Source organism: Robertkochia flava (assembly GCF_020166515.1).
Taxonomy (GTDB): domain Bacteria; phylum Bacteroidota; class Bacteroidia; order Flavobacteriales; family Flavobacteriaceae; genus Robertkochia; species Robertkochia flava.
Window position 1 is genome coordinate 116,874 of record NZ_JAINZT010000004.1, and the last position, 25,881, is coordinate 142,754.

The window sequence follows — 25,881 nt, forward strand, 5'->3', positions numbered from 1 at the left end:
GCCTTATGACCTCCTTGCTGCATCCTTTGTACAGAAATTATTCTTTAATGACCCGGAAGCCTGTAGTGGAACTGTTCCATTTCTTTTCGGCCATTTTATCGGCATGGTCATAGGCACTGAACCCAACCGACTTTCCGTCCTGGGTGTGTTCAGCAACATTGCCTCCAAGGTCATAGATCAGGGCATTGCCTATAGCTACAGCTTTAAACTCGCCAACGGGTTGGATCAAATTAAGATCCCGGGCCTTTATCCCTGCCAATAGCGTTTCTGCATCTTCAGGAGTCGGGTCGTATCCTGCCCACCAGGCAAGAGTATTTTCTTTTGGTGCCACCTGAAGTGCTTTTTTCCTAAGGGCTGAGGCTTCCCCTGCATTTGGCAGGCGGTAGATATCCCCGGTAAGGTCAGAAAGCCAGTTAAGATATGCTGTCGCATCCTCCATGCTGCATACAACAGGATGGTTTTCGGTTCCAGCTTTATAAGAGTGGCCGGGCCGGAAGGCTCCAAACTGGGCGTTGGTTACCTCAAAGACCCCAATGGCGATGCTGTCCTTTTTTACGGTAGTTACCTGTGGAATCAGCTTGTCGTTATGGGTAGTCCCCCAAAGTCCGCCAACGTGCTCTAACTTTGCCTTAGCAAGTAGCAAGGCTGCAGGGCTGTCTTCTTTCACGGCAGGGTTTTCTTCCGGAACTTTTTCGAAGAGATACGTATCTATCCAACGCAGCTCTTCTTTCATTTTTCGCAATTGGTGAGTGATCTTTGCCAGGCCGTGCCGCTGCCCCGGAAACCAAAGAAACCGGACAGGAGCCTGACCTATCTGTTGAAGCGCCCGATAATACTCCCACCCCTGGTCTCTGGGTACGGCACGGTCTTCACTTCCATGAAAGATAATGGTGGGTGTTTTTACCTTTTCCATTTCAAACAGGGGAGATTTCAGGATGTAGTTCTCATTATAGGTGTTCCCGTTGGTATTATCCCAGGGCGCACCACCGAAATAACTCTGGTCGAAACTGACGCCAAAACGACAGGTCCCGAAATCGGAAGTCCAGTTCACGTCCCCGGCCCCGGCAGCGGCTACCTTGAACATATCAGGGTACCTCACGGTAAGCATGGTCGTGAGGATAGCTCCGTTAGACCACCCCATGGTGCCAAGTTTATCCATATCGATCATTCCCTTTTCATTCAGGAATTCTATACCCTTGGTGATATCTGCGAGCTCCGGTTCATAGTAATTTCCTTTGATCGCTTCCACATACTCCAGGCCATGGTTGGCTGAGCCCTGGTAATTGGGCTTTAACACGAAGGCACCACGCTGTGCCAGAATATTGGGATAGGTACTCCAGCGTTCGCTCCAGGAATCGGTGTCTTCCCCGGCAGGTCCGCCATGGATGGAGAGGATAAGGGGATATTGCTTCCCGGATTCGTAGTTCGCAGGGTAATAAAGGATCCCCGTTACTTCCACATCGTTATACCCTTTCCAGGAGATGACTTCGCTTCGGGTCCGGGGTTTAGCCTTTAAATTCTCGTTAAGGCTAACGATCTCCTTTTCATCCCGGAAATCGGATCCTTTTAAGGTAGCTGAGTAGTATCTCGGCAGTTCGGAGGCGGTAGAATGGTTGTACACCACCCGTGTTCCGCTATGATCTGTTGCGAGAATATCCACATGGTCGTTTTTATCACCCAGGTCGATGGTACGTTTTTCCCATTGGTTGCCCTTTTTCCTGTACCAGGCCAGGGTGTATGCCGTACGGTTCGCCAAAGAGGCGATTACACCATCCCCGGTGATCTCGTACCCTCTTCCAAGACCATTGCTCCAGTCAAGGTCCACCTTGACGGCGTTTCCTTCTGGAAGGGAGGCGTAATAAAGTTCCTGTATGCCGGCACCGTTCCATTCGGGATCACTGGCATGGGATGAGGTAAAATAAAATCCTTTGGAATCCTGTTCAAACCGGAAGGAACCGGAAGGGAATTCCAGGTCTTCCAATATTTTTTTAGAAGCTCCTGTTTCCAGGTTCACCAGGTAGTACTCCGGATCCTGTCTGGCATCTGCCGCAAAACTGATGCCCACGGCCTGGGTGTACACCATCCATTTTCCATCCGGCGACACGGTAAAGGAAGTAACCGGTTTGGTGTTGGCAGTAAGCCTGGAAACCGACTTATCTTCGAGATTTAGGCTATACACCTTATCGGCCTTCCATCTCACAGTGTCTTCTACTACCAGCACGTCGTCTTTGGTTTTTTCTTCCTCAAGCTCGGTGAGGGTCTTACCATCGTCAGAAAGGAAGAACAGGGTATGCTCATCTTTCCATTGGATTGCAGAGGCATTGCTGTGAAAGGTGTGCACTTTTTCCGGTTCTCCTCCCATCAGGTCGAGTTTCCAGAGCACCTTGCCTTTATCTCTTGAAGAGAGGAAGTACAAATAGCGGTTATCCCTGGAGAATAAGGCAGAATGGTCATTCTCATCTGCGTTGGTGAGCTGCACCGTAACCGGTTTTCCGTTTTCTTCTTTATCCAGGTAGGTAAGATAAAGATCGGTTACAAATTTGTCTTTTTCCGGATCTTTCAACGCCCTTCGTTTGCTCCATACGATCTTATTGCCATCGTAGGAGAATTGGACATTGGTCATGTATTCGGTGAAGATCACATCCTCAGGAGTCCATTTTTCCGGGTTTTTAATGATCTCCTGGGCACGGGAAATGTACAGCCCTGTAAGCAGTAGCGCTGAAAGAAGAAGTAGTTGTTTCATGGGTGTTGAAATAGGTTTGCTCAAATTTTTCTTACAAAACTCTAAGATAATCTTTTCTTTGGGTTCTGCCCTCCTTCGCTAAATCTTAGGAGGATGAAAAGGTTATGGGGTGACAAGGGTGACAAAGGTGACAGGGGTGACAAGGGTTACTGGGAAACAGTTTGACCACTATCAATAAGGTCAGGCATTCTATTCGTCTGCTAAAGGGGTTTACCACTTTACGACTTCACTCCTTTACAATTTTACTCATCCCTCATTTTTAAATATTCACATATTCAAAAGCAGCATTCGGATCGTCTCTGAGGTCCAGGGTGGTTTCGTTTAGCAGAATGCCGTGTTCCAGGAAGGCTTTCAGGTTGGTCAGCCAAAAGGTCCACCCGTTACTGCAACCGCAATAGATCTTCATTTTACTTTCCTCATCTGTTGGAATTCCGCTTTGTTTCAGGATCAGGAGTGTTCCGGTCTCTTTAGGGTGAAGGGAGATGTCCAGAAGATTATCGCCTGCAAAGGAAAACTGAAGGTGGTCTTTTTCGTTGGCCGCCCTGATCACTCCCTTTTCCTCTCCGTCCCAGTTGTGCCACATCCAGAGGTATTCATCGCCCTCCTGTACCGGAGTCTGATGATTGATCCTCTTTCCTGCCCGGATGAAATCGGAAGCCCTGAGAAACCAAGAGGTCAGTCCATCCTCGGTAGACCAGCACCAATACAATTTTTCTACGGGGACTTTAATAAAGATCTTCCTGGTGAAATGATCGAAGCTGAGCGTATTCATAAATGGTTTGGTTGATGTTCTTTAAGTTACGAATTTGTTCTTAATTTCTATACAACTAATTATGTACCCTGATCGCAATGGGGCAGGGATGTTATACTTAAGATTATATCGATCTATCACTGAAATAAGGAGAGTTAAAAAGTTGCGTTCCTTCCGGCATTCAGGAGCGGGGAGCTGATCTTCTACAGATGAAATTTTCATTTTTCAGGAGTATTTAGCGAATACCCGGGTCCATGTCCCGGAACCATTCCCATCTCTTATGGACCCCTCTTTTACCAAAGGGATTACTGCAATAGGGATTCTATCTTTACCTGCAGCGGAAATCAGAAGGGTGAAACTTAATATTCCTGCGTTTTAGCAGTTCATCCATTATGGGCTGGCCTTCCTGATTTTTTTGTCAGCAATATATAGGAGAGATTAGTGTGTCTCAAAGATTTCCACATGGCCATCTATTAAAAAATAAGTACTATTTTTAGCCCAGCCCGAAATCGATGTGCGCATCAGTGAGGTCCTTAATATCCTTTTTTCTCGCTCATTCTTAAGGGTTTGTTGTAGCCAGTAATAAGGCAATTATAGATCATTTGAAATAATCCGGTAATGGTTATTGATAGTTATTATGAATTGATATTGTTGATGGGAGCTGTTTTATCCTTTCTCTTATCAATGTATCTGATATTTTATCCGGGCAAATTTTTTCCCAATAGAATTCTTGGAGTGCTTGTACTGTCATGGTCTGTTACTGTATTTGTTTTTATTTTACATACCACTGTCTTTTATGAGCGCTACCCTCATCTATATGCCCTACTGGACGTATTTACCCTGATGTTTTTCCCCTTGATGTATCTTTATCTGAGAAACTATCTGTACCGCGATATCAGGCATCCCAGGTTACAATACCTGCATTTTATCCCGGCCCTGTTGTACCTGATCATGCTGTCACCCTTTTTTTTTCAATCAGCAGGTGAGAAGCTGGAGATGATGAAGAACGGTTTTCCATCGTGGTACCTGAATGTACAATTAAGCTTTAATCTGGTAATTATATTACAGGGTATATTTTACAGTATATTTTGTTTGCGAACCATTCACCAGTTTAAATATTTTCGAAAAAACCATCTTTCCCCCTTTCAGCTTTCCACCCTGAAGTGGCTGCAACTTTTTGTTCTGATCAATATATTTCTTTGGATGGTAGGAACCACCGGAGCCATCCTTGAGATCGCCGGCATTAAATTGTTTTTGGATCTCTTTAAGGTGTTTTATTCCGGGTTAACCCTTTTCACGATCGTTCTGGGAATCTTTACCATTAAAAGACCAGAGTTGTTTTCTGAACCGGAAGACCTTAAAAAATTGGTGTCCGTGAGCAGGCCAACTGGTCAACGGGATATTTCCGAACAGAATATGAAGGATTATGAGGTGATCTCTGCTTTAATAGAAAGGGAAAAGCCATATCTTAAGAACGATCTCAAAATGCAGGATCTCGTCGAATCTACAGGAATTACCTACCGCAGGATTTCTGAGGTATTCAATAAGAATTTTAATAAAAGCTTTTATGAAGTGATGAATGAATACCGGTTAAATGAGGCAAAAATCCTGATGCAGGAGGGCTTTCATAAAAATCATACCCTGAGTTACCTTGCCGAAAAAGCAGGGTTTAATTCCAAAACCACCTTTAACAGGATCTTTAAAAAGTTTACCGGAATTACCCCAACCGACTACATAAAAGATCTGGACGATACGTCCGTTTAGAAGTATTCATTTTTTTTTTTGCTGTTATTCAAAAGCTCCCAATTTCATGCCCGTCCTGCATTGATTGATCAGCCTCATTCGAATCTTCCCTTTCACATGGGTGTTTTTTAAATACAAGGGGACATGTAGGCTGCTCTTATCGTTTCAGAGGTTTTTTGGTTTCGTTGGCAGATTTAATTCCCGATGATTTCCTTTTTTTACCGACTGCAACATCTGCAGGTTGATCCTTCAATCCGCTCCCTTTCTTATTGTCTTTTTCGCAAGTTTAATTCCCCGCTTTTATAAACTGATGCTTTTTAGAGGTCTCAGGAGTGGTTTTACCATCTTTCATAGGTGAAACCTTAATAGTCTTTTATTCAGGCTCTTATATGGGTGGTGCCATTAGTGGTATAGTGCCAATACATGCATTGACACACCAAATAGGGCAGTGAAACTTCACTTTAATCTCATATCTGTAATTATGCCACCATTAACCTAAATATGTGTTATCAAAAATTAATTAATTATGAAAATTAGATTTTTACCCACTTTAGTGCTGGCCTCCATGCTATCCTTGACCGGATGTATGAAGGGAGATATTGATGACCTGCAGAACCAGATTGATGATCTTACTTCAAAGGTCGATGAACTGGAGGCTACCCAACAGGAGGCTTTGCTCAAGGCGATTGCAGAATTAGAAAATAAATTGTCTTCGCTCAACTCCGATCTGGTAGCCGAGTTGGAATTGATCGAGCAGGAAATCGCAAATAATGCTGATGCCGTTTTTTACGGTAATGTATTGACTGAGGAAGATTATGCAGCCTTAGAAGCGCAGGGAGCAACGATCATTACCGGTAAGGTTATGGTTACTCAGGATGCACATGTACAAGCGCTTTCCAATGTGAAACTCATCGGAAAAAATCTCGAAATCAATGGAGGAATGGACATCACCTTTGATGCCCTTCAAAGTATTGGAGAGCATCTTCACATTAGTGGTTTAGTTAACGGTGCAGTAGTCAATCTTTCCAGGCTTTCCTCTGTAGGCGGGGATGTTGAGATTACACATAATGGCGGACTCACTTCTCTATCGGCAGATGAGCTTGTATTAGTAGGAGGGGCCTTACATACAGAAATGAACCCGGAGGTGACTTCGATGTCCTTTATGAAGCTCGACCAGGTAGGGTCGCTGTATATCAACGGATATTGGAATGCAGATCCCGAAGAAGTAGGGATTGGGGTGATGACCCGGCTGGAGCTATCTTCCTCAGATGTTAAAGGTAATGTGGACCTTTCCTATATCGGAGCTGTAGATAATATTTCCCTGGGAAATATTGGAGGTAGCTTTAAAGGTATCTACAACAAGATTGCAGGAATAAGCCTGGAGAGTACCAAAATACCGGGTGATTTTATTTTGGAGTTTAATCCCGGACTAACCACTGTGGATGCAGGTGCCCTGGAACGTATTGAAGGGAAGCTTAGCATAAGATTTAACGATAACAGCATCTATTGGTCAGCAACCGAGAAATCGGGACTATCAGCAATGCCGGCATTCCCGGCCCTGCAATATATTGGAGGCGATGTCGAGCTTTCGAACAATTCTGCCATGAAAACCATGGAAGCCTTTAATGCGGTGACGGAAGTGGCTGGAGACTATATTACTATTGGTTACAACGGTTCAGATATGGACTATGTGAATGTTTTTAATGCCTTGGTGGAAACAGGGGCGTCCCAGTTCAGTAATGCCGACGTGTCTATACACGCAAAAACGAATTGGTTCAAAGGTTTTGAGGCTTTACCAATCGCGAAGCACGTAAGGCTGGAGATATTGCTGCCTACGGAAGAAGGCGGTGGAGGTATTGGTCCGTTTGCTGTTAATGGGATCGCCCGGGTTGATGGGTTTGATGCTATGACAGAATTGTCAACCCTTACCATGCTTATTCAGGAGGTTACGGAATTTAATGCCTTCGGTGCCTTGAATAACTTCCAGAACTATCAAACGTATTTAAGGGTTTATATGCCGAATGATGAAAATGTTGGCTTGTGCTCTATGCGACCCATCCTGGAAAAAGTTAAGAACGGAGATTTCGATCTTACGTATAATGAGAATCGAAAGGCTTTCTTTTCTCATAATTGGTCAGAAATGGACAGGGATTTAGCGATCGATCAACTATTGGCCCCTTGTGGAATATAAATTCAACCAAACCTGGTTAAACAGGTTTCCCGGCACCCATCTGAAAAGGGTGTCGGGGAATTTATAAGATACCCTGCCTGGAATCAGGCAGATTCCGGCTAGCAAAGCCCACTGACTGAATAAATTTCACAATTACTACAGACTAATTCCTACTTAAATAATGAAAAGACAATTACACTGCCTTTTAGTGTTTCTGTTCTTGGGTGTATCGTATCTCCACGCCCAATCCCTAACAATTGAAGGCCATGTTAAAGACGATAATGGAGGGGCGCTACCCGGAGTAAATATTGTAATGGAAGGAGGTAACCAATGGGCGGTTACCGACATGGACGGCTATTACTCCATAGAGGTGCCCGATGGAAATGTGAAGTTAGTCTTTTCTTATATAGGCATGCAAACCCATGTGGAAGCGGTTAACAACAGAACCCTTGTCGATGTTGTTCTTACGGAAAGTTTTGAAGAGCTCGAATCTGTGATCGTGGTCGCCTATGGAACCTCTACCAAGGAGGCCTATACCGGAGCAGCTTCGGTGGTCGAGAACGAGGTGATCGAAAACCGGCCCGTATCCTCTTTCGAGAAATCCCTTCAGGGAACTACTCCCGGGTTAATGGTTTCCAGCAGTTCTGGTCAGCCCGGAGCAAGCGCTACCGTGAGAATTCGGGGTATTGGTTCTCTAAGTGCCAGCAGTGCTCCGCTTTATGTGCTTGATGGGATACCCATGTCCGGGTCTGTTACCGATATCAACCCGAATGATATTGAAAGCGTTACCGTGCTTAAAGATGCAGCAGCCTCCTCCCTGTATGGTTCCAGAGCAGCCAATGGGGTTATTCTCATTAACACGAAAACCGGTAAAGCGGGCTCTACAAGAATCAGTCTCACCAGCCAGCTGGGAGTCTCTGAACGTATTTCAGACGGATATGCTCTTATGAATTCCACCCAGTTTTATGAGCACACCTGGATGGGCTTATACAACCAGGCCCTGATAAACGGCGCTTCCAATGATGACGCCAGGGCTTACGCCCATGCCAATGTCCGGGAATTTGTGGGATATAACCCTTTCGGTGTCGAAAACCCGTTGGATACCAATGGAAAACTCATTAGCGGGACCCAGGTCCTCACCAATACCGACTGGCGGGATCAAGTATACAAAACCGGGATCACTCAGAATGTTAACCTCAATGTATCTGGTGGATCCGACCTTACTAAAGTATTTATGTCACTGGGGTATTTCAGGGATTCGGGGATTACCCTTGGTTCAGATTTTACCCGGTTGACCAATAAGATTAATGTTTCGCATAAGATCAATCATTTTCTGGAAGTAGGCCTTAATACACATCTTTCCTACTCAAAAACCAATGCACCCCCGAGCGGTTCCGGAGGAGCCAACCCGGTCCGGTCTGCAGAGGTGATCAATGCTGCCTCCCCCGTCTACAATGAATTTGGAGAATTTGAATGGGGCAATAAGGCCGTTTTTGACTTTAACCCGGTGGGACTGGCCGAATTGGATAAATACCGCTATGAGACCAAAAGAGCAGTGGTGAATGCCTTTTTTAATTTTAAGTTATCTCCTTCTTTCAACTTCAGAACTACCGCAGGTATTGATAACAGTCTGAACAGCGGGTTGAATTACTACAATCCGGAGCACGGAAACGGAGCTGGTGTAAATGGACGTACAACAACCTCCAATACCGATAACCTCGGGTGGAACATCTCCAATATTCTAACCTATTCCAAAAGAAGAGATCGCTCTTATTTTGAAGTATTATTAGGCCAGGAAGCCCTGGGCCAGGATTTCGCTTTGTTATCTGCCGGAGTAACCGATTTCGCAGTACCAAATCACCCCGAATTGGTATGGGGGGCAAAACCAGAGCAGCCGGCAAGTTTTGTTTCCTCATGGAATATGGTTTCCTACCTGTCGCAAATAAAATTTGATTACGACGATCGCTATTTTCTTTCCACCAGTGCCCGGGCAGATGGTAGCTCCCGGTTTGGGAGAAATAATAAATACGGGCTCTTCTATTCCTTTGGGTTGGGCTGGCAAATAACCAGGGAGCAGTGGATGCCGGAATTAGCCTGGTTAAACAATGCCAAACTTCGGTTGAGTTACGGGACCTCCGGGAATAATAATATCGGGAATTACGCATCATTAGGCCTTTATGGAAGTGGGGCCAATTACGGTGGGTACCCGGGGTTAACCCCCATCCAACTGGCTAATGAAGACCTGAGCTGGGAGAAGATCCAAAGTTTCAATGCAGGTTTTGAATTGCACCTCTTCTCCAGGTTGAACGCTTCTTTTGAGTTCTATAACAGAAATTCTGATGGCTTGTTGTTTGCAAAACCGCTATCTGCAGGATTAGGGTTTGGATCCGTGTTAACCAATCTTGGTGCTATGCGCAATACAGGATTTGAGGCAGCCCTTAACTACACCTTATTTGATTCTGAAACCTCTGTAAGTACATTGGGTTTTAATATTTCGGGGAATACCAATGAAATCCTGGAATTAACCACCGAAAGGATCCCTACAGGAACCAAACTTCTGGAGGTAGGCGGTAGTATTTATCAGTTTTATATGCGGGAGTGGGCCGGAGTCAATCCCGAAAATGGCAGGCCCATGTGGTATGTAAATGCCGAATCGGACGATCGCGATACAACAACCCTTCCCGATACGGCATATGAAGACCCCCTGGGTAGTGGGAAAATGGTGACCAGTGCTTACCGGGATGCCGAAAGAAAGCGATTGGGAACGGCCTTGCCTAAAGTTTTCGGTGGATTGAACTATTCCTATCAATATAAAAATTTGGAAATCGCCATGTATGCTTTTTACAGTCTGGGAGGAAAGGTGTACAACAATGATTATGCGACCAATATGCACGATGGTACCCAGCCGGGAAGTAATCTTGCCGTGGATGCACTAGATGCCTGGACCCCCAATAACCGGTATACGGATGTGCCCCGCTACAGTATCAATAATATGGACGAATCGAACCAAATGTCATCCCGGTTTATTGAAGATGCTTCCTACCTGCGACTTAAAAATATTTCAGTGTCCTATCATTTTCCCGATAAATGGACGAGTGCGCTGCACCTGAGTAGCTTTAAGGCATTTCTATCCGCAGAAAACCTCTTTACACTAACAAACTATAAAGGGTTTGACCCTGAAATAGCGATTAACGGAACAACGAGTAATACCATTCCCGGAACCCGGGTAGTTACCATAGGATTAAAGCTGGATTTATAGATAAATGAAACTGTTAGCAATGAAAAGAACAATAATTAACCTGTGTCTAACAGCATTCTTTAGTGTGTGCTTGACAGGGTGCAGCAATGATTTTTTAGACCTGGAACCCACAGATTCCCTTTTAGAAGATGAGGTGTTTGAATCTTATGTAACGGCCAGTTCGGCCCTTATTGGAGTATACGACCAATTAGGGAGCCCGGTTTTTGAAGGATTGTACAATCCCATCATGGGTGATATCATGGGAGAGGATCTCATGATTAATTCTGTAGATAACTGGAATTGGTTTGTCGAGGTCTACCAGATGAATATGCTGCCCAATTATTCCTACGTGGATAACCCCTGGAGGGCAGGATATAAACTCATTTACGATACGAATAAGATCATCGATAATGCCGCGTTTATTCCCGATGCCACTGCTGAAGAAGCAGACAGGCTGGAAGGAGAAGCCCGGGTGCTCAGGGCTTATGCCATGCTCAGATTGGCCCGTATGTATAGCCCTGCATACAGCAAAGATCCGGACGCGCCATCGATCCTGCTGAATACCGATTCGGAAACCACCGAAAATGCATTTGAAAGAGCGTCCCTCAGGGAGGTTTATGCGCAGATAGAAAGCGATCTGCTTATTGCTGTAAATCAACTGAGCGAACAGGGGGATAAAGGATTTTTTGATAAGAGGTCGGCCAGGGCTGTTCTCGCCAGGGTATATCTCGATATGCAGCAATGGGATAAAGCCAGGGATATGGCTAAGCTGGCTTATAAAGGATTGTCGCTGATGACCATCGGGCAGATGTACGAAGGTTTTCACACCCGCAATGCAGAAACCATATTTGCTATTGCCTACACCAGGGAAGATAACAATGTCTATTTGTCGCTCCCATCTTTCTACTGGCCGGTAGGAGGGTATAGTTCGATGCGGGCAAATAATGATTTTGTCAATATTTTTTCTAATGCCGATGCCAGGAAAAACTTCTTTTTAAGGATCGATGAGATCGATCCTGATCGGCACCTCATTGTCAAATTTGGTCACAATGCCCAGGTGGGTAATGCCGAGCGTATCAGTATTCGTGCGGCAGAAATGTTACTGATCGAAGCCGAGTGTGAAACCGAACTGGGAAATTTCACTGCCGCACAGGATGCATTATACCTGGTGCAAAGAAGGTCGAATCCGGGGGTGTTAAAATCGGTTGCAACCGGTCAGGAACTCCTGGAAGAAGTACTGCTGGAACGCAGAAAGGAACTGTTCGGAGAAGGATTCCGATGGTATGATATCAAGCGACGACAATTACCATTTGTGCGTACCGGCGATCATTGGGCCGTGCTGTCATTTATGGCATCAGACCCGGATTACTACCGACTGACATTCCCGATACCCCAATCGGAAATTGATGCCAATGAGGCACTGGATAATTCAGATCAGAATACCGGGTATTAAACAACAGGTACAATGAAAAATTATAAGATGATATTCAATAATCGGAAAGGTGAAGCAATCACAGCTGTCATACTGTTACTTTTCGTCTCCTTTTTCCAGGCGTGTTCCCCTGACGATGAGGAAGTGCAGAAACTAAATCCAAATGCAGGGCCAGGGTTTGAAAACATTGAAAACGATGGGTACGGGGTGCAGTTAAATGCCGTTCCCGTAAAGCCGCCCCTGGTGGGAACCTGGCGGATCTATATTGGAGAGAATGGACGATTTGAGGATATTCATGATCCCCGGACCATGTTTTATGGAGAACCGGGAGAATCCTATCAGCTCGGCTGGGAGGTAAGCGAAGGCGATCGTTATGAAGCCGCGACGATTACAGTATCCTTTAAAGCCATGAACCCTGTAATTATTTCTCCTGCAAAAGAAACTGATACCCTTAAAAACAATATTTCCTACTATCTCGAAGCGGAAGCACCTAAATTCGGCGCTACCGGGAAATGGGAGATCGTTAACAGCATTGGCGGGCGTATTGAAAATCAGGAGCACCATAAGGCGGAGTTTATTGGAGAAGAAAAGTCCAATTACAGCCTGAGGTGGACACTTTCTTATGGGTCAAAAAAGGTTTCAGAAGAAGTCTCTTTCATCACAGATGTGCTTAGAGCGGATGCCGGACCCGACCGGCTGGATATTAAAACGGCTAAATACGAAGCAGATAAATTTTACGGACTGGAGGCCTACCTCCCGGCGGGAGCCACCGGAGAATGGACCCTCCTTGAGAATAATGCGTCCGGATACATATATAATTCGGACAACCCCAATACCCTGATACGGGGAGTGGCCGACTCGATCTACAGTCTTTTATGGAAAGTCGATGTAGATGGGCATGCCGCAACCGATACTGTTAAGATCAGGTTCAGGGGCAAGTGGGGTATGTTCAAGGATCCGCGCGATAACCAGGTTTACCGCTTTACAGAAATTAACGGATTGGAGTGGATGGCCGATAATTATAATTATGCCGCTGCCCCCGGTAATGGTTCCTGGTATTACGGGCACGCTTATCGTGCAATTATTGGCGACGGATACGCCCTGGAAACCCAAGAAGACCGAAAACGTTATGGGCGACTTTACACCTATCATACAGCCCGGGATTTTGCCCCTGAAGGATGGCGACTGCCCACAGGGGAAGAGTACCAGGCACTCATCGTTTCACAAGGGGGCGCGCTCTATGCCAAACCTAAGCTCATTACAGGTGGTGAAACCGGACTCGAGATTAATTATCCCGGGTACCTGGAATTCTCCAGTTCTCAGGATCCTGCCTTTCGCAATGTGTTTACAGAACAGGATGGAACCGGCATGTTCTGGACTATGGATTATTACGAAGCTAACAACACGGCCCTTGGGCTTCTTATCAGGGACTCGCAATACGACGCAAATGTTGTAGTGATTGCAGGGTCGTTTTACGCCTTGCCTGTAAGATATGTCAGGGAAGTACAGAAATGATTTGGATACACACCGACCGGGGAATAAAAAATATACATATGAAGATCTTTAAAATAATCATAGCTCTTTTGTTTGGTATACTGCAACTCACAGCAGTATATGCACAGCAAGGAAAAGTTTCATCAGATGAATCGGTAAAAGGAAAGATCCGGATGAAAATAAAACCTGGAGCCCTCAAGTCTGCTCCCGGTTTAAAAATTAATACCGGGAAGGATAACGCGAAAAAAATTGGATTACAAAGGGTGGATGAGGCCAGTGCATCTGTGGGTATTAACCGCATTAAACGGGTGTTTCCTTTCTCTCCTAAATTTGAAGCCAGGCACAGAAAATATGGTCTCCATCTCTGGTATGAGGTTGAATTTGACAGTACGAGGAATGCCGAAGATATTATCAGGGAATATAAAAAAGTTACTGAGGTCGAAATCGTAAAACCCGTTTACAAAAAAAACAGGATCGATGGCCATCGCAAACCGGTTGTATTTAAAGGAAACCCTGAAGAAAAAAACCTGGCGGCAGTGTCATTGGATTACGCCACTGTAAATGATCCGCTGTTAAAGGATCAATGGCACTATAAAAATGATGGCAGGTTTGGTGAAAATGGATCCGATATACAATTGGATCTGGCCTGGGAATCACAAACCGGAAATTCCGAGATCATCGTGGCAGTGGTCGATACGGGGATAGACTTTGCCCATGAAGACCTTAAAGATAATATGTGGATCAACGAGGCTGAACTCTATGGGGAAGACGATGTGGATGATGACCAGAATGGATATGTGGATGATATTTACGGTGCCAATTTTGCAGTTCCCGGGGCCATCTTCCCGGAGGCACATGGAACACACGTCGCCGGAACCGTTGGTGCCGTAAACAATAATGGTTTGGGCGTTGCCGGGGTTGCCGGTGGCGATGGTACCGGTAATGGAGTAAGACTGATGTCTACACAGGTATTTGACAACCGAAACAATGGCGGAGGGAATTTCGCTGAAGCCATTGTATACGGAGCAGATAATGGGGCGGTTATTTCCCAAAATTCCTGGGGTTATAACCTGGATAACTTTTACGAGCCCGAAGTTCTTGACGCCATTCGGTATTTTGTGGCAGAAGCGGGTCAGTACCCCGGCAGTCCGATGAAGGGTGGGATCGTGTTTTTTGCCAGCGGGAATAACGGACTGGATACCATGAGGTACCCGGGAGCCTTTGAAGAGGTGGTCGCCGTAACGTCAACCGGGCCTGAAGGTTTTCCTGCGCCCTACGCCAATCATGGCGATTGGGTGGATATTGCAGCTCCTGGTGGAGATGAGGTGAATTACGGGGAAGAAGGTGGAGTATTAAGCACACTTCCCGGGAATCAATACGGTTATATGCAGGGAACCTCCATGGCATGTCCCCATGTTTCCGGGGTGGCTGCCCTGATCCTGGCTAAGTTTGGTGGAGAGAACTTTACTCCCGAAGACCTGAAACGAATTCTGCTGAATTCAACCAACCCTTTTATTTTTCAGCATAACAATAAATATGGAAAGGGGATTTTAAGTGCCGGTAAGGCCCTGGTCGATGATAACAGGATTCCTCCGGATGCCATCACAGACCTGGATGCCGGTGCTGTGTTTCACAATGAAGTGAGACTAACCTGGACCGTACCTCATGATGAGGATGGGTTTAGCCCCAGTGGCTATTACCTCGCGGTTGGAGAAGCCCCGATAACCGCATCGAATTTTGACAATAATCCGAGATATTTTATTTCAAACACCTTGGAGGAAGGCCAGACGATGAGCCTTAGTATTGGGGGCCTGATCAAGGAAACCGGGTATTGGTTTGCGGTTAAATCGGCCGATCAATTCGAGAATATATCGGAGATCTCCAATGTTCTTGGGGTAAGAACAACTTCCGAACCTCATTTTATGGCCTCTACCCGGAGTATCGAGGTTACTGTTAACACGGCCGAGAACCCTCTTGCCCAGGTTCCGGTTTCATTTTCAAATATATCTGAAGGGATCATTTACTGGGAAACCCTGGTATCGAATGAAACCTATTTCCGTGAGCCGGAACCGGTATCAGAAGCTACCGCTTCAGTAATGCATACGAAACCCGGCACGGTTGAAACAACAGTTGCCAGTGCTTCTGAAACCACTTTTGACGCTATTCGCTATGTGGATGCAGAAAACATTTCCACAGAAACCTTGTCGACCAACAAACACTGGGAAAATGATGCGACCGAATTCGTAGCCGGGTTATCCTATGAAAACCAAAACCCACCGGCCATTCTTGCGGGAACCGGAAATACGAACTCCGGACTAATCTTCGGAACCCGTTTTGATGTGCCTTATGATTATTCTTTTAACCTGACCCACCTGGAAGTGGCGCTGTTTCCCGAAACCAGTGAACACCCTATAACCATTGAGATCAAGAAGGGATCCAGGAAGGATATAATGCAGGCGGAAACAGTGTACATGCAGGAATACTATCCGGATACCATTAATCAGTTAAAGTATTACAGAATTCCTCTTTACCAGCCGCAAAAGTTCCAGGACAACGAGTCATTCTGGGTAGTGTTGCATTTTCCCAAGGAAATGCAGAATCCTATGCTGCTGCAATACGGCGGAGGAGCATATAACGAGCGCTTCATGTACTCCAAGGATAACGGCCGAACATTTAATCAGGCCTTAACCTTGTTATTCCAGCCCTTAACGCCCATGTGGAGAGCATTGAGCACGGGCGAGAACGGATCCTTTGTCTTTCTGGACCCCAATAAAGGAGAGATACCGTCAGAGACGGCACAGGATGTCAATATTACGGTAGATGCCAACAGTCTTACCAATGGGAATCACCTGGCCTCGGTAGGTATTTTAACCAATGATATTCATAAACCCATTGTAAATATAGAACTCAAGGTAAAAGTAGAAGGGCAGCAACCGGAAATAGATAATTCCAAAGTTTTTGAATTGGATGCGATTGCCAATGTCAATAATAACCTTGAGTTGGACATGGAAAATTCAGGTCTTGCCAGTTTGGAGGTGTATGGGTATACCATCGAGTCAACAGGAGTTGCAGAGACCTATACGGATACCCTTACTGTTGGCCCGGGCCAAACGGGTAAAGCGAACTTCGGGTATACCCCGTTAACCACGGGCATCCTTAATGAAAAGATCATGCTCCATACCAATCTCGGACCACTGCCTTTTTCGCTGCGCATTATAAGTTTAAAGGAGCCCTCAGCAGAGCTTAGCATTTTGGTCGATACGTTGAATGTTACCTATGGTTCTAAGGCAGATCTGGCACTTGTATTGGGGAATGGTGCTGACGGGGCACCCCTGGAATTTGACCTGGAGCATTATAGTCTTGTGAACAAAAATGCCCGCCTGCTGCCCGAAAAACTGAATTATACCATGACGACCTCGGATTCCCTCGGTGGGCCCGATCCCGGTTCATGGGATGATATAACAGGCTTTGGGACCTCCTTGACAAAGCAAGAGCTGGAGGAGGGCATTTCTCTGGGCCTTAAGTTTCCCTTCTTTAATGAATTGCTGGAGGAGGTGAAAATTTCCAGCCTTGGCCGTGTCATTCTATACTCCTATCCTGCAATGGTACCTGTGAGGATAGACAGGGAACCGCTTAACGTGAAAACAATTACCTATCATAGTTTTGGGAACCGGATGGTAATGACCATTCACTGTGACGTGATGGGGTCCAAGAATCAGGCATACGGACCCACTGGAAATACGGTGACTTACCAGGTGGTTCTTTTCCGGGATGGTACTGTAGAATACCGGTATAAGGATGTTGAATATATTACTGCGGAAAAAGACGTGGAAGTTTTTTTCCAGGGACTGGAAACAGCAGACCGGTATGCCTTTAGTGAATTTGGAGCAGAGGGAACCTTGAAGAATGGATTGGTGATTCGGTTTAGCCCGAAACGCAGTATTTCCATGATCACTGAAGCCGGTGAGCTTAACGGAGTGGTGATTCCAGGTAGTTCCAGAACGGTAGCGCTGAAAGCCGACCCTGCTGCATTCGGGTTTACAGCGGGTAACTATGAGAACGAAGTCCTGGTTTATACCAATACGGGTACTGCACTGTCGCGAATTCCGGTCTTTATAAATGTATCAGGAACTCCTGAGATCGAGGTGGCCGATAATTTAACCTATACAGATTCGGTCTTAGTAGGTGCATCTTCCACGGGTTATATACGAATCTCAAACTCCGGTGCTGCCCCGGTAAATTTGACGGCTGTCAATAGCAATAATCCTGTATTCTCTCCGGATAGCATGCGTTTTCCATTGGAGGTGCCGGCCCTGTCCAACCTGATGATTCCTGTTCACTTTACTCCGGAAGTAACGGGTGAAGATAGTGGGGTTATAGAGCTGTATTTTGACAATGGCGTAACTGAACAGGTAGCTCTTAAGGCCCAAGCGGGGAGGGATGTAACCTTTAGTCATGACCTGTCACTTCCCGTTGTGGTTAACCTCCGGGGAGGTGAATCCACCACGGTACCTTTTAACATTTCAAATACCGGAGCAAATATCGATTTGGATTATGTTTTTAAAAACAGCCTTCTGGGCTCTGTAACAGAAACAGATAGTGTCAGCGCCATTGGAATAAATAACAAGAACGCCATGCAAACCTATGGCTATACCAAGAAGGTAAGTGACTCTTCCGGAGTGTTCCATAAGTGGGATGCCCTGGATATGGATAAAGGCAAATTGAAACTGGAACCCGGAGCATATACCAGACTGGAGTTGCCCTTTGATTTTCCCTTTTACGGAGCGTATTATTCAACCGTTTGGATTTCTGTGAACGGCTATATTTCGGTTGCTGAGCCCCGTAATGAACCGATAAATCCGGAATTTGAGACCGGGGATGAATTTAATGGCATCATAGCGCCTTTCTGGACACAGTTAAAACTTCAGGCGAATGGAGATGGCTTGAATTACCGGCTGGAAGAGGAAAGCCTTGTGGTACAGTGGACCGGGTTAACAAGTCAGAATTCAAGTATGAACCCCGGGCTCGTTACTTTTCAAATGGAAATACGCTCAGATGGCACCATCAAATTCCATTATTTCGATATAGAAGGATGGGGTGGATTGTTAAAATACGGGATAAAAAGCCCGGATGGCACTGAATTTTTGGATGATCCAAAAACCATGATCATGACCTGGGCAAAAATCAAAGACCGTACTTCCCTGATTATTAACCCTCCGTCTCATGGAAAATTACCCGCCGGTAAACAGAGCGTATTTAATTTGAAATTGAATGCCGGGAATATGTATTATCCCGGAAGTTACCGGGATACCATTACTATGGTTACCAATAGTATAAGCCAGAAACAGTTGGAAATACCCGTAGAGGTGCATGTATCCGGAAGCCCGGTTATGGCAGTATCCGACTCCCTGGTTTGGGAAGAGGTAATTTTCAGGGAAAACCTGAAGTTAAAAAGAGAATTGGTTTTAACGAATAAGGGGTATGCTCCCTTGTCAGTAGAGAATATTAACTATGAAGGACTGGAAGGACTTGTACTTTACGATAAGGAAGGCAACAGGTTGGTAAGAAGCAGCTCAGGAGAATTGTTGGAGCCTATAGATTTGGATCCGTGGGAGCAAAGAGTGCTGCTGGTTGAAATTCCCGTATCAGAAAAACAAGACCAAATTGGATACATCACTTATTCAGGGAATTTTGGTACTGCACAATCAGTGGTTCAGGCAAAAATTGCAGATTCCCCGGTGTTTTTCTGGGATGCGCAGGACCAGGAATATGAGGTAGTAAGTACAGAAAAGAAAGTGTATTCCTTTACTGTTGAGAATCAATCTGAAACCGGGCTCGATTTCCAGCTGATTCCTGCAGCGATCCCTGTCATTGAGCAAACTCCGGGTAAAGTGCATATTTCTGATCAAATCGGGAATTACGATTTCCAGGATCGTGTAACGGTAGATTCCCTGGCCCTAGAACAAAAGCAGGTAGGAGACGGAGTGTTCACCCCTTTTGCGGTGGGAGCCAACGTGGCCTTTTCCAATAAGTTTACGGCACCTGAGGGTGGTTTTAATCTAACCCATATTAAGACCTACTCTTACCTTGACAGAATAGAGGAGATCGTTACCATTATGGTCTATGTGGGTGGTGCGCTTCCTCAGGACGGGCAAAAGGTGTACGAACAAGAATTTGTGATCGATAAAAAGGTCGATGAGCAATGGATCTATTTCCCGCTGGAGGAACCGTTCTTTATTCCCGAAGGAGAGTCTTTCTTCGTGATCATGACCCACCCTGTAAGCAATAAATACTTAGGTTTTGACTTCTCAGATGATGTAGAGATCTTACAAAACTGTTTTTCCGGGGTGCTCCAGGGGGAAGAAACGTATTACTGGTATCCCGGGTATACCCAGGGAGAAAGAATGGTCTGGAAAATAAGACCTCTTACGGCATCCGGAAAAAATCAGTGGTTAACCCTGGATACAGAGCAGGCAAAGCTCTCCGGAAATACCAGTGTCGCGGTAAATGCCGTGATCGATCCCGGCATTGCCGGTAAAGGAACACACAGTGCCAAAATCCTCATGCGCTCCAATGACTTGAACCGGGCTCGGGATGAAGTGAACATCACCATTCATGTTAACGGAGCCCCGGAATTTGAATATTATCCAAATATTTATGCGGATACGCTGGGCGTGGTTGAAACCGAAACCAAGGTGTTTAATTACCTGTTTAATGATCCTGAAGGCGATAAAATGACGGCTTAGGCTACAGCTGAAGTGCCTGGGTTAGCCTATGCATTTCGGCAAACAGGGAACAATACGGCTCAACTCGAGCTAAAACCCGGGTATGAAAGTGAAGGCTATTACCGCATACCGGTGGTGGTTTCCGATGCAGTTGGCAATAAATCTGTAGATACCGTTGTGGTAGCCGTGGCCGATAAGAACAGGCAACCCCAATTTAATCTCAGCTATGAAACGATCACCCTCAACCTGGCCGACTCCACAGAAACGTTTACCATAGATCCTTTCGATATGTTCTCTGATCCGGACGGTGATAACCTCCAGATCCTGGCAGGGAACTATACTCCTGAGATCGTAGATATGGCCATAGGAAGTGCTTTCATAGATCTCCACCCGTTGAAGGTAGGGGCAGGGCAGTTAGTATTTGGTGCTGACGATGGAAAGGAAAATGGATTTGTACTGCACCTGGTTTATGTAAACGTGATTAACGATGCAAAAAGTGCCGAGGGCGTTCCGGATGGAAATATGCCTGATCTCCCCGGAGAAATAGAGGTGCCCGCCCTATTTTATCCCAATCCTGTAAAAAATAATACGGCGAAATTATATTACAAATTAGAGGAAAGGGCTGATGTGAGTATTATGCTGTACAACTTCAGTGCCCAGTTGATCTACAGCAATACAATTGCACAGGTACCTCCCGGGGATCATACCGAACAAATAACGCTGGCAAATGCAACTCCCGGGTTTTATATATGCGTTTTAAAAGTCCGGGGGAAACCCGACCAAAGCTTTAAAATTATTGTCCAGTAATTTGATTAGTTGAGTTAATCAATTTGAAAACTCCGGGGTTTTAACAGTTCCCCGGGGCTTTTCTAAGCAAGCATACCTGTGCTTACACCTTTGAGAAGGTATAGCTGTGGATTAAATAAGGAAGATGAATTATGGTATGGAGAAGATTTGATCAAAAATGAAGATAGAAAAAGAACAGTCGGTTACGCCAGGTGTAACAGCCAGGGAGGGATTTCTCATTATCAGTGGGGTGGCAACGTATCATACCGGCTCGGCAAAGGTAAAAGGAGAGTTGTTGCTCACCTCAGAGGCCTTATTGTTTAAAATGCCCGGTAAGAAGCAACCCTTATTGTTGCTCACTGAAATTGATAAGGTCAAATTCTCCAGGAATGTTTTTTTTATCAAGAACGGATTTGTTCTTTTTACAGAAGATACGGTACATAAATTCCATATCAGGTATCCAAAAGACTGGGTTGAATTAATAGAATATCTCTTTGTAAAGCAATCCAATACAATGCAATAGCCTTCAGTTTCTTTTTAAAGCCCGTCTCCTGGCATTCCGACATGATCTCCACGATACCCTGACGGCAGCTATAGGATTGTGAAAAATAGGTTCTGGAATCCATAGCGATGTTTACATGATGTCCTCGATCGGCTCATGATTTTCTTTCTGACCTGCTGAACACTTTTTTTGGGCATTTGTCGAATAATAAACTCAGGGCAATAGGGCTGTAATATATTTATAGTCAGTAAAGTAGTACGCGCCCTGTGCGCAGGTACTTTTTTGGAAGGGAGTACAGGTCCATTAAGGGGATCCTTAATATGGAAGACCGGTTCAACTTCCACACGCTTTAAACCTAACCCCAGGTTCTTACCTCTATCCTTCTTGTCGGGTGTGTTAGTTTCAAATAAAATTCAGGAAGTGAATCGACTGAATTTTACTCGATGCTGATGTTGTATTCATGTTACGGTTTAATAATCCAAATACCAATGAGCAGGAAAATATCCAGAGAATTCTACCTTATATGTTGCATCATATTCTGGAATTCGATGGAAATAAAGGCGCAACAATTCGCCGGCGATAACCAGTGGGTGGCTCCTGAAGGAGTTTTCACCCTGGTGGCTACTGCAGGACAGGAATACTCACAGTTTTACCTTGTGGGAGCTTTAATCCAGGAATGGGAGCTCAATTTCCAGTTTACTCATTATTACGACGATCCCCGCGAACAGTCTTCTGCCTATACTGCAAGCTCCATTTACCTCAAACGCAGGATCTGGCAAAATGATCGGGAAACGGCTGGTTATGGAATCTTTGGTGGTACTGGTTTGATCCCCCAGCACCTGGACCGGGGAGAGGTGACCCAAAGTTTTGAATCCTGGTTCGTTATGGGTATTGCCACCTACAGCTTTTTTAAGGATCAATTGCTTTGGGACTTTTTACCCGGGGCCACAGTGAATTTTAATCATAAGGATTCTGATAACACGGCATGGGGCTTCACCTATAGTTCCAGGGCTGCCTTATATGGTGTCATTCCCCATTCAGCCATCGTGGCTGAGGTATTTGGTACTTCAGGAGAGGCGTATGCCCCTGTAAGTTACAGGGCAGGTATACGCTGGGAAAGTCAACATTGGATCATTGCCGGAACCTATTCAAGCGCTTTTGATAATTCCTTCGGCGTCGGATTTGAAATTGGGATCATGTACCTGACCCCACCGTTGTACGGAAAAAAACGAAATAAGCAAGCGTCAGATTAATCTATTATATATCTCTGAATAGTGCAGGATAACATAGGGGGTATAGGAGTACTTCAAGATTCCAGTTTATCCTTTATTATCCTCATTTAATCCATAAACCACTGTTTAACAGTTAGTTAGTATTAATATTTTTATACATTTGAATCTTAAGTCTTTACCCGATTCATTGTTATAACAAGTGTTCAATAAAAATAATTTTCAATAATTTCTTAAAAGGCTGTTCGGGGGAAAGTGCTCTCTACAACCAGATGATACCTCTTTAATTAATCAGAATCTCAAAAGCAACGTGAATTTATATCATTGTGGCAGAGTTTTTAATTCAATAAAAAAAATGAATAGAATCACGATTAAATTTAAGGTGTTTCTAATCTTATTTATTTGCGGTCTCATGGCCTTTGGTCAGGAGGAACAAACGTCGACCTTGATCAGAAATGCCAACGTTTTTGACGGGGTTAATGAAAAATTGCAGCAAGGAGTTGATGTACGCATTGAAGGGCATCTGATTAAGGAGATTGGAAAGAACCTGTCAGCGGGAAGTCAGACCACCGTCATCGATGCCGGAGGTAAAACGCTGATCCCGGGTTTAATCGATGTTCACTGGCATACCACCTACGCCTATACTCCGGCAACTGTTCTTTTAGCCAACCAGGGGGATATGCCTGAGGTGGCTATTCGGAGTATGACCGGGGCATTGGAGACCTTATTACGAGGGTTTACAACTGTAAGAGATCCGGGAGGGAATCCTTTTGCCATCAAAAAACTGATCGATGCCGGGGAATATCCGGGGCATCGGATCCTGCCCTCCGGTCCTTTTATGAGTCCAACCACCGGGCATGCAGATCACTACGGGATCCTGGAAACCCCAAGGGATAAACGTACCATGAACTATTGGGAAAAGAATATGATGTCTATGACTTCAGATGGGGTGGCTGAAGTCCGGTTAAGGACTCGTGATATCCTTAAATACGGAGCTACCCAGATCAAGATCACCACCGGAGGGGGGGTGTCTTCCGAATTTGATCCCCTGGATGTTAGCGAATATTCGGTAGACGAGATCAAGGCCGTTGTTGAAGAGGCCACCAATTACAATACCTATGTATTGTCGCATGTGATGACCGACAGGGGTGTCCGCACTTCTGTTGAAGCAGGAGTCATGTGTATTGAACATGGATTTTTCGCATCCGAGGAAACCCTGAAGCTGATGAAGGAAAAAGGGGCCTGGCTTAGCCCGCAGCCCATGAAGGAGGAAGATATGAACTGGACCAACCCCGTTAGTGCAGCCAAATATAAGCAGGTAGTCGACGCCGTGGATCAGTTGTATCCGAAAGCCAAGAAAATAGGAGTAAATATCGCCTTTGGCACCGATCAGCTTATGGATGCCTCAAAGGCCAAACAGCAAAGTGAATACCTGGTACGCCTTGGAGAATGGTTTACACCCTACGAGGTTTTAAAAATTGCGACCTCAGAAAATGCCCGGTTATTGGAAATGAGCGGGCCGCGCCATCCTTACCAGGATGGGCCACTCGGAGTAGTTAAAGAAGGCGCCTATGCCGATATGATTCTAGTAGATGGAAACCCCCTGGAGAACCTGGAATTGGTGGGAGATCCCGAAAAGACCTTTGTGGTGATCATGAAGGATGGAAAAATTTATAAAAATACCCTGGAATAATACACACTTAAAAATCAAATACAAATGAAAGTAATTAAAGTTTTAACCGTTCTGGCCCTACTCCTGCTTGTTCAAACCGGGTTTGGCCAGGAAGAGCAATCCTCCGTCTTAATTAAGAATGCGAATGTTTTTGATGGCGTGAATGAAAAACTGCAGCAAGGTGTGGATGTGCTCATTGAAGGTAATCTGGTCAAGCAGATCGGAAAGAATCTGTCTGCCGGAAGCGATGCCGTTGTAATTGATGCCGGCGGGAAAACCCTTATTCCGGGACTTATCGATATGCATTGGCACATGGCCCTGGCAGAACTACCGATGACCTTTGTGCTATCCGGAGATGCCTTTGAAGTCGGGATCCGCAGTACGCTTGCTTCTCCCAAGACCCTCATGCGGGGCTTTACCACAGTTCGGGATATGGGCGGAAGTGTTTTTAGTTTGAAGAAGCTTATAGACGAGGGATTGGTCGTCGGACCGCGCATATTGCCTTCCGGCCCCATGATCAGTCAGACCGGGGGGCATTTTGACTACCGCCTGATTAATCAAATTCCGGATAAGGAGGGTAATATGAATTACTGGGGAGAAGTTGGTATGACCGCTATAGCCGATGGGGTTCCGGAGGTACGCAAAAGAGCACGTGAAGCGTTTATGTTGGGAGCAACTCAGATCAAAATTGCCGGGGGTGGAGGTGTGGCCTCCAGCTATGACCCGATCGATGTACGCCAGTATTCTTTGGAGGAAATGCAGGCTATTGTAGACGTTGCCAACAGTTACAACAGCTATGTAGGGGCGCATATCTTTACGGATGATGCCATACAAATGGCTGTAAAGGCTGGCGTTAAGAGTATAGAACACGGGATGCTTATGGGCCGGGAAACCCTGCAGATGATGAAGGATAACGATGTATGGTTAAGTACCCAGCCCGTATTGAATGATGAGGATGCGGATAAGTTCCCCAACCCGGAGTCCAACAGGAAATTTGCCGAGGTTACAAAAGGAACCGATAATGTTTACACCCTGGCTAAAGAAGTTGGAGTAAAGATGGCCTTTGGAACAGACTTATTTATGGGTGCGGAAAATGCGGCTAAGCAAGGGAAACTACTCGCTAAGTTAACGCGTTGGTTCACTCCTTTTGAAGCCTTAAGGATGGCTACCTCAGAAAATGCTAAACTGTTGGAATTGTCAGGCCCACGCCATCCTTACCGGGAAGGCGCCCTGGGTGTGGTCATGGAGGGTGCTTATGCCGATATGATCCTAGTAGACGGGAATCCACTGGAAAATCTTGACCTGGTGGCTGATCCGGAAAAGAACTTTGTGGTGATCATGAAAGATGGAAAAATTTATAAGAATACCCTGAAATAATGTTTTGTTATAAAAATCA

13 protein-coding genes are annotated in these 25,881 nt (G+C 45.4%); 11 read left to right on the forward strand and 2 right to left on the reverse strand.

Going from position 1 to position 25,881, the window contains the following annotated elements; genetic code table 11:
- Positions 1–37: 37 nt before the first annotated feature.
- Positions 38–2,743 carry a prolyl oligopeptidase family serine peptidase gene (locus tag K7R11_RS05530; RefSeq protein ID WP_224489322.1) on the reverse strand — a complete coding sequence of 902 codons (2,706 nt, stop codon included), beginning with the start codon at positions 2,741–2,743 and terminating at the stop codon, positions 38–40.
- Positions 2,744–3,002: 259 nt separating this feature from the next.
- The gene (locus K7R11_RS05535; RefSeq protein WP_224489324.1) at positions 3,003–3,515 is read right to left on the reverse strand and encodes an SRPBCC family protein; all 513 of its coding nucleotides are present in this window, start codon (positions 3,513–3,515) and stop codon (positions 3,003–3,005) included.
- A gap of 663 nt (positions 3,516–4,178) precedes the next feature.
- Between K7R11_RS05535 and K7R11_RS05540 the strand changes: the two genes are divergently transcribed.
- The 11 genes from K7R11_RS05540 (at position 4,179) to K7R11_RS05590 (ending at position 25,862) form a co-directional block, all read left to right on the forward strand.
- Positions 4,179–5,258 (forward strand): helix-turn-helix domain-containing protein, encoded by a 1,080-nt coding sequence (locus tag K7R11_RS05540; RefSeq protein ID WP_224489325.1) that lies wholly within the window; start codon positions 4,179–4,181, stop codon positions 5,256–5,258.
- A 505-nt stretch (positions 5,259–5,763) separates the two neighbouring features.
- Complete coding sequence (locus tag K7R11_RS05545) at positions 5,764–7,428, forward strand: hypothetical protein (protein WP_224489326.1); 1,665 nt, start codon at positions 5,764–5,766, stop codon at positions 7,426–7,428.
- Between the two features lie 160 nt (positions 7,429–7,588).
- Positions 7,589–10,666 (forward strand): SusC/RagA family TonB-linked outer membrane protein, encoded by a 3,078-nt coding sequence (locus K7R11_RS05550; protein ID WP_224489327.1) that lies wholly within the window; start codon positions 7,589–7,591, stop codon positions 10,664–10,666.
- A 19-nt stretch (positions 10,667–10,685) separates the two neighbouring features.
- The gene (locus K7R11_RS05555) at positions 10,686–12,098 is read left to right on the forward strand and encodes a RagB/SusD family nutrient uptake outer membrane protein (protein ID WP_224489328.1); all 1,413 of its coding nucleotides are present in this window, start codon (positions 10,686–10,688) and stop codon (positions 12,096–12,098) included.
- A 12-nt stretch (positions 12,099–12,110) separates the two neighbouring features.
- Entirely contained in the window at positions 12,111–13,592 is a 1,482-nt protein-coding gene (locus tag K7R11_RS05560) for an FISUMP domain-containing protein (RefSeq protein WP_224489329.1), read from the forward strand.
- A 38-nt stretch (positions 13,593–13,630) separates the two neighbouring features.
- Positions 13,631–20,317: a S8 family serine peptidase gene (locus K7R11_RS05565; RefSeq protein WP_224489331.1), complete on the forward strand. Its 6,687-nt coding sequence runs from the start codon at positions 13,631–13,633 to the stop codon at positions 20,315–20,317.
- 12 nt (positions 20,318–20,329) lie between these two features.
- Entirely contained in the window at positions 20,330–21,103 is a 774-nt protein-coding gene (locus K7R11_RS15085; RefSeq protein WP_224489333.1) for a T9SS type A sorting domain-containing protein, read from the forward strand.
- Between the two features lie 157 nt (positions 21,104–21,260).
- The gene (locus K7R11_RS05575; RefSeq protein ID WP_224489335.1) at positions 21,261–21,605 is read left to right on the forward strand and encodes a hypothetical protein; all 345 of its coding nucleotides are present in this window, start codon (positions 21,261–21,263) and stop codon (positions 21,603–21,605) included.
- A gap of 467 nt (positions 21,606–22,072) precedes the next feature.
- Complete coding sequence (locus K7R11_RS05580) at positions 22,073–22,837, forward strand: hypothetical protein (protein ID WP_224489336.1); 765 nt, start codon at positions 22,073–22,075, stop codon at positions 22,835–22,837.
- Between the two features lie 331 nt (positions 22,838–23,168).
- The gene (locus tag K7R11_RS05585) at positions 23,169–24,506 is read left to right on the forward strand and encodes a metal-dependent hydrolase family protein (RefSeq protein WP_224489337.1); all 1,338 of its coding nucleotides are present in this window, start codon (positions 23,169–23,171) and stop codon (positions 24,504–24,506) included.
- Between the two features lie 24 nt (positions 24,507–24,530).
- The gene (locus tag K7R11_RS05590) at positions 24,531–25,862 is read left to right on the forward strand and encodes a metal-dependent hydrolase family protein (RefSeq protein WP_224489338.1); all 1,332 of its coding nucleotides are present in this window, start codon (positions 24,531–24,533) and stop codon (positions 25,860–25,862) included.
- Positions 25,863–25,881 lie beyond the last annotated feature (19 nt).

Bases quoted from the DNA above. Each gene is read 5' to 3' on its own strand.
- K7R11_RS05575 (WP_224489335.1), top strand. From the start codon at position 21,261: ATGAAGATAGAAAAAGAACAGTCGGTTACGCCAGGTGTAACAGCCAGG.
- K7R11_RS05560 (WP_224489329.1), top strand. From the start codon at position 12,111: ATGAAAAATTATAAGATGATATTCAATAATCGGAAAGGTGAAGCAATC.
- K7R11_RS05550 (WP_224489327.1), top strand. From the start codon at position 7,589: ATGAAAAGACAATTACACTGCCTTTTAGTGTTTCTGTTCTTGGGTGTA.
- K7R11_RS05540 (WP_224489325.1), top strand. From the start codon at position 4,179: ATGTATCTGATATTTTATCCGGGCAAATTTTTTCCCAATAGAATTCTT.
- K7R11_RS05530 (WP_224489322.1), bottom strand. From the start codon at position 2,743: ATGAAACAACTACTTCTTCTTTCAGCGCTACTGCTTACAGGGCTGTAC.
- K7R11_RS05555 (WP_224489328.1), top strand. From the start codon at position 10,686: ATGAAAAGAACAATAATTAACCTGTGTCTAACAGCATTCTTTAGTGTG.
- K7R11_RS05585 (WP_224489337.1), top strand. From the start codon at position 23,169: ATGAATAGAATCACGATTAAATTTAAGGTGTTTCTAATCTTATTTATT.
- K7R11_RS05580 (WP_224489336.1), top strand. From the start codon at position 22,073: ATGAGCAGGAAAATATCCAGAGAATTCTACCTTATATGTTGCATCATA.
- K7R11_RS05565 (WP_224489331.1), top strand. From the start codon at position 13,631: ATGAAGATCTTTAAAATAATCATAGCTCTTTTGTTTGGTATACTGCAA.
- K7R11_RS05535 (WP_224489324.1), bottom strand. From the start codon at position 3,515: ATGAATACGCTCAGCTTCGATCATTTCACCAGGAAGATCTTTATTAAA.
- K7R11_RS05545 (WP_224489326.1), top strand. From the start codon at position 5,764: ATGAAAATTAGATTTTTACCCACTTTAGTGCTGGCCTCCATGCTATCC.
- K7R11_RS05590 (WP_224489338.1), top strand. From the start codon at position 24,531: ATGAAAGTAATTAAAGTTTTAACCGTTCTGGCCCTACTCCTGCTTGTT.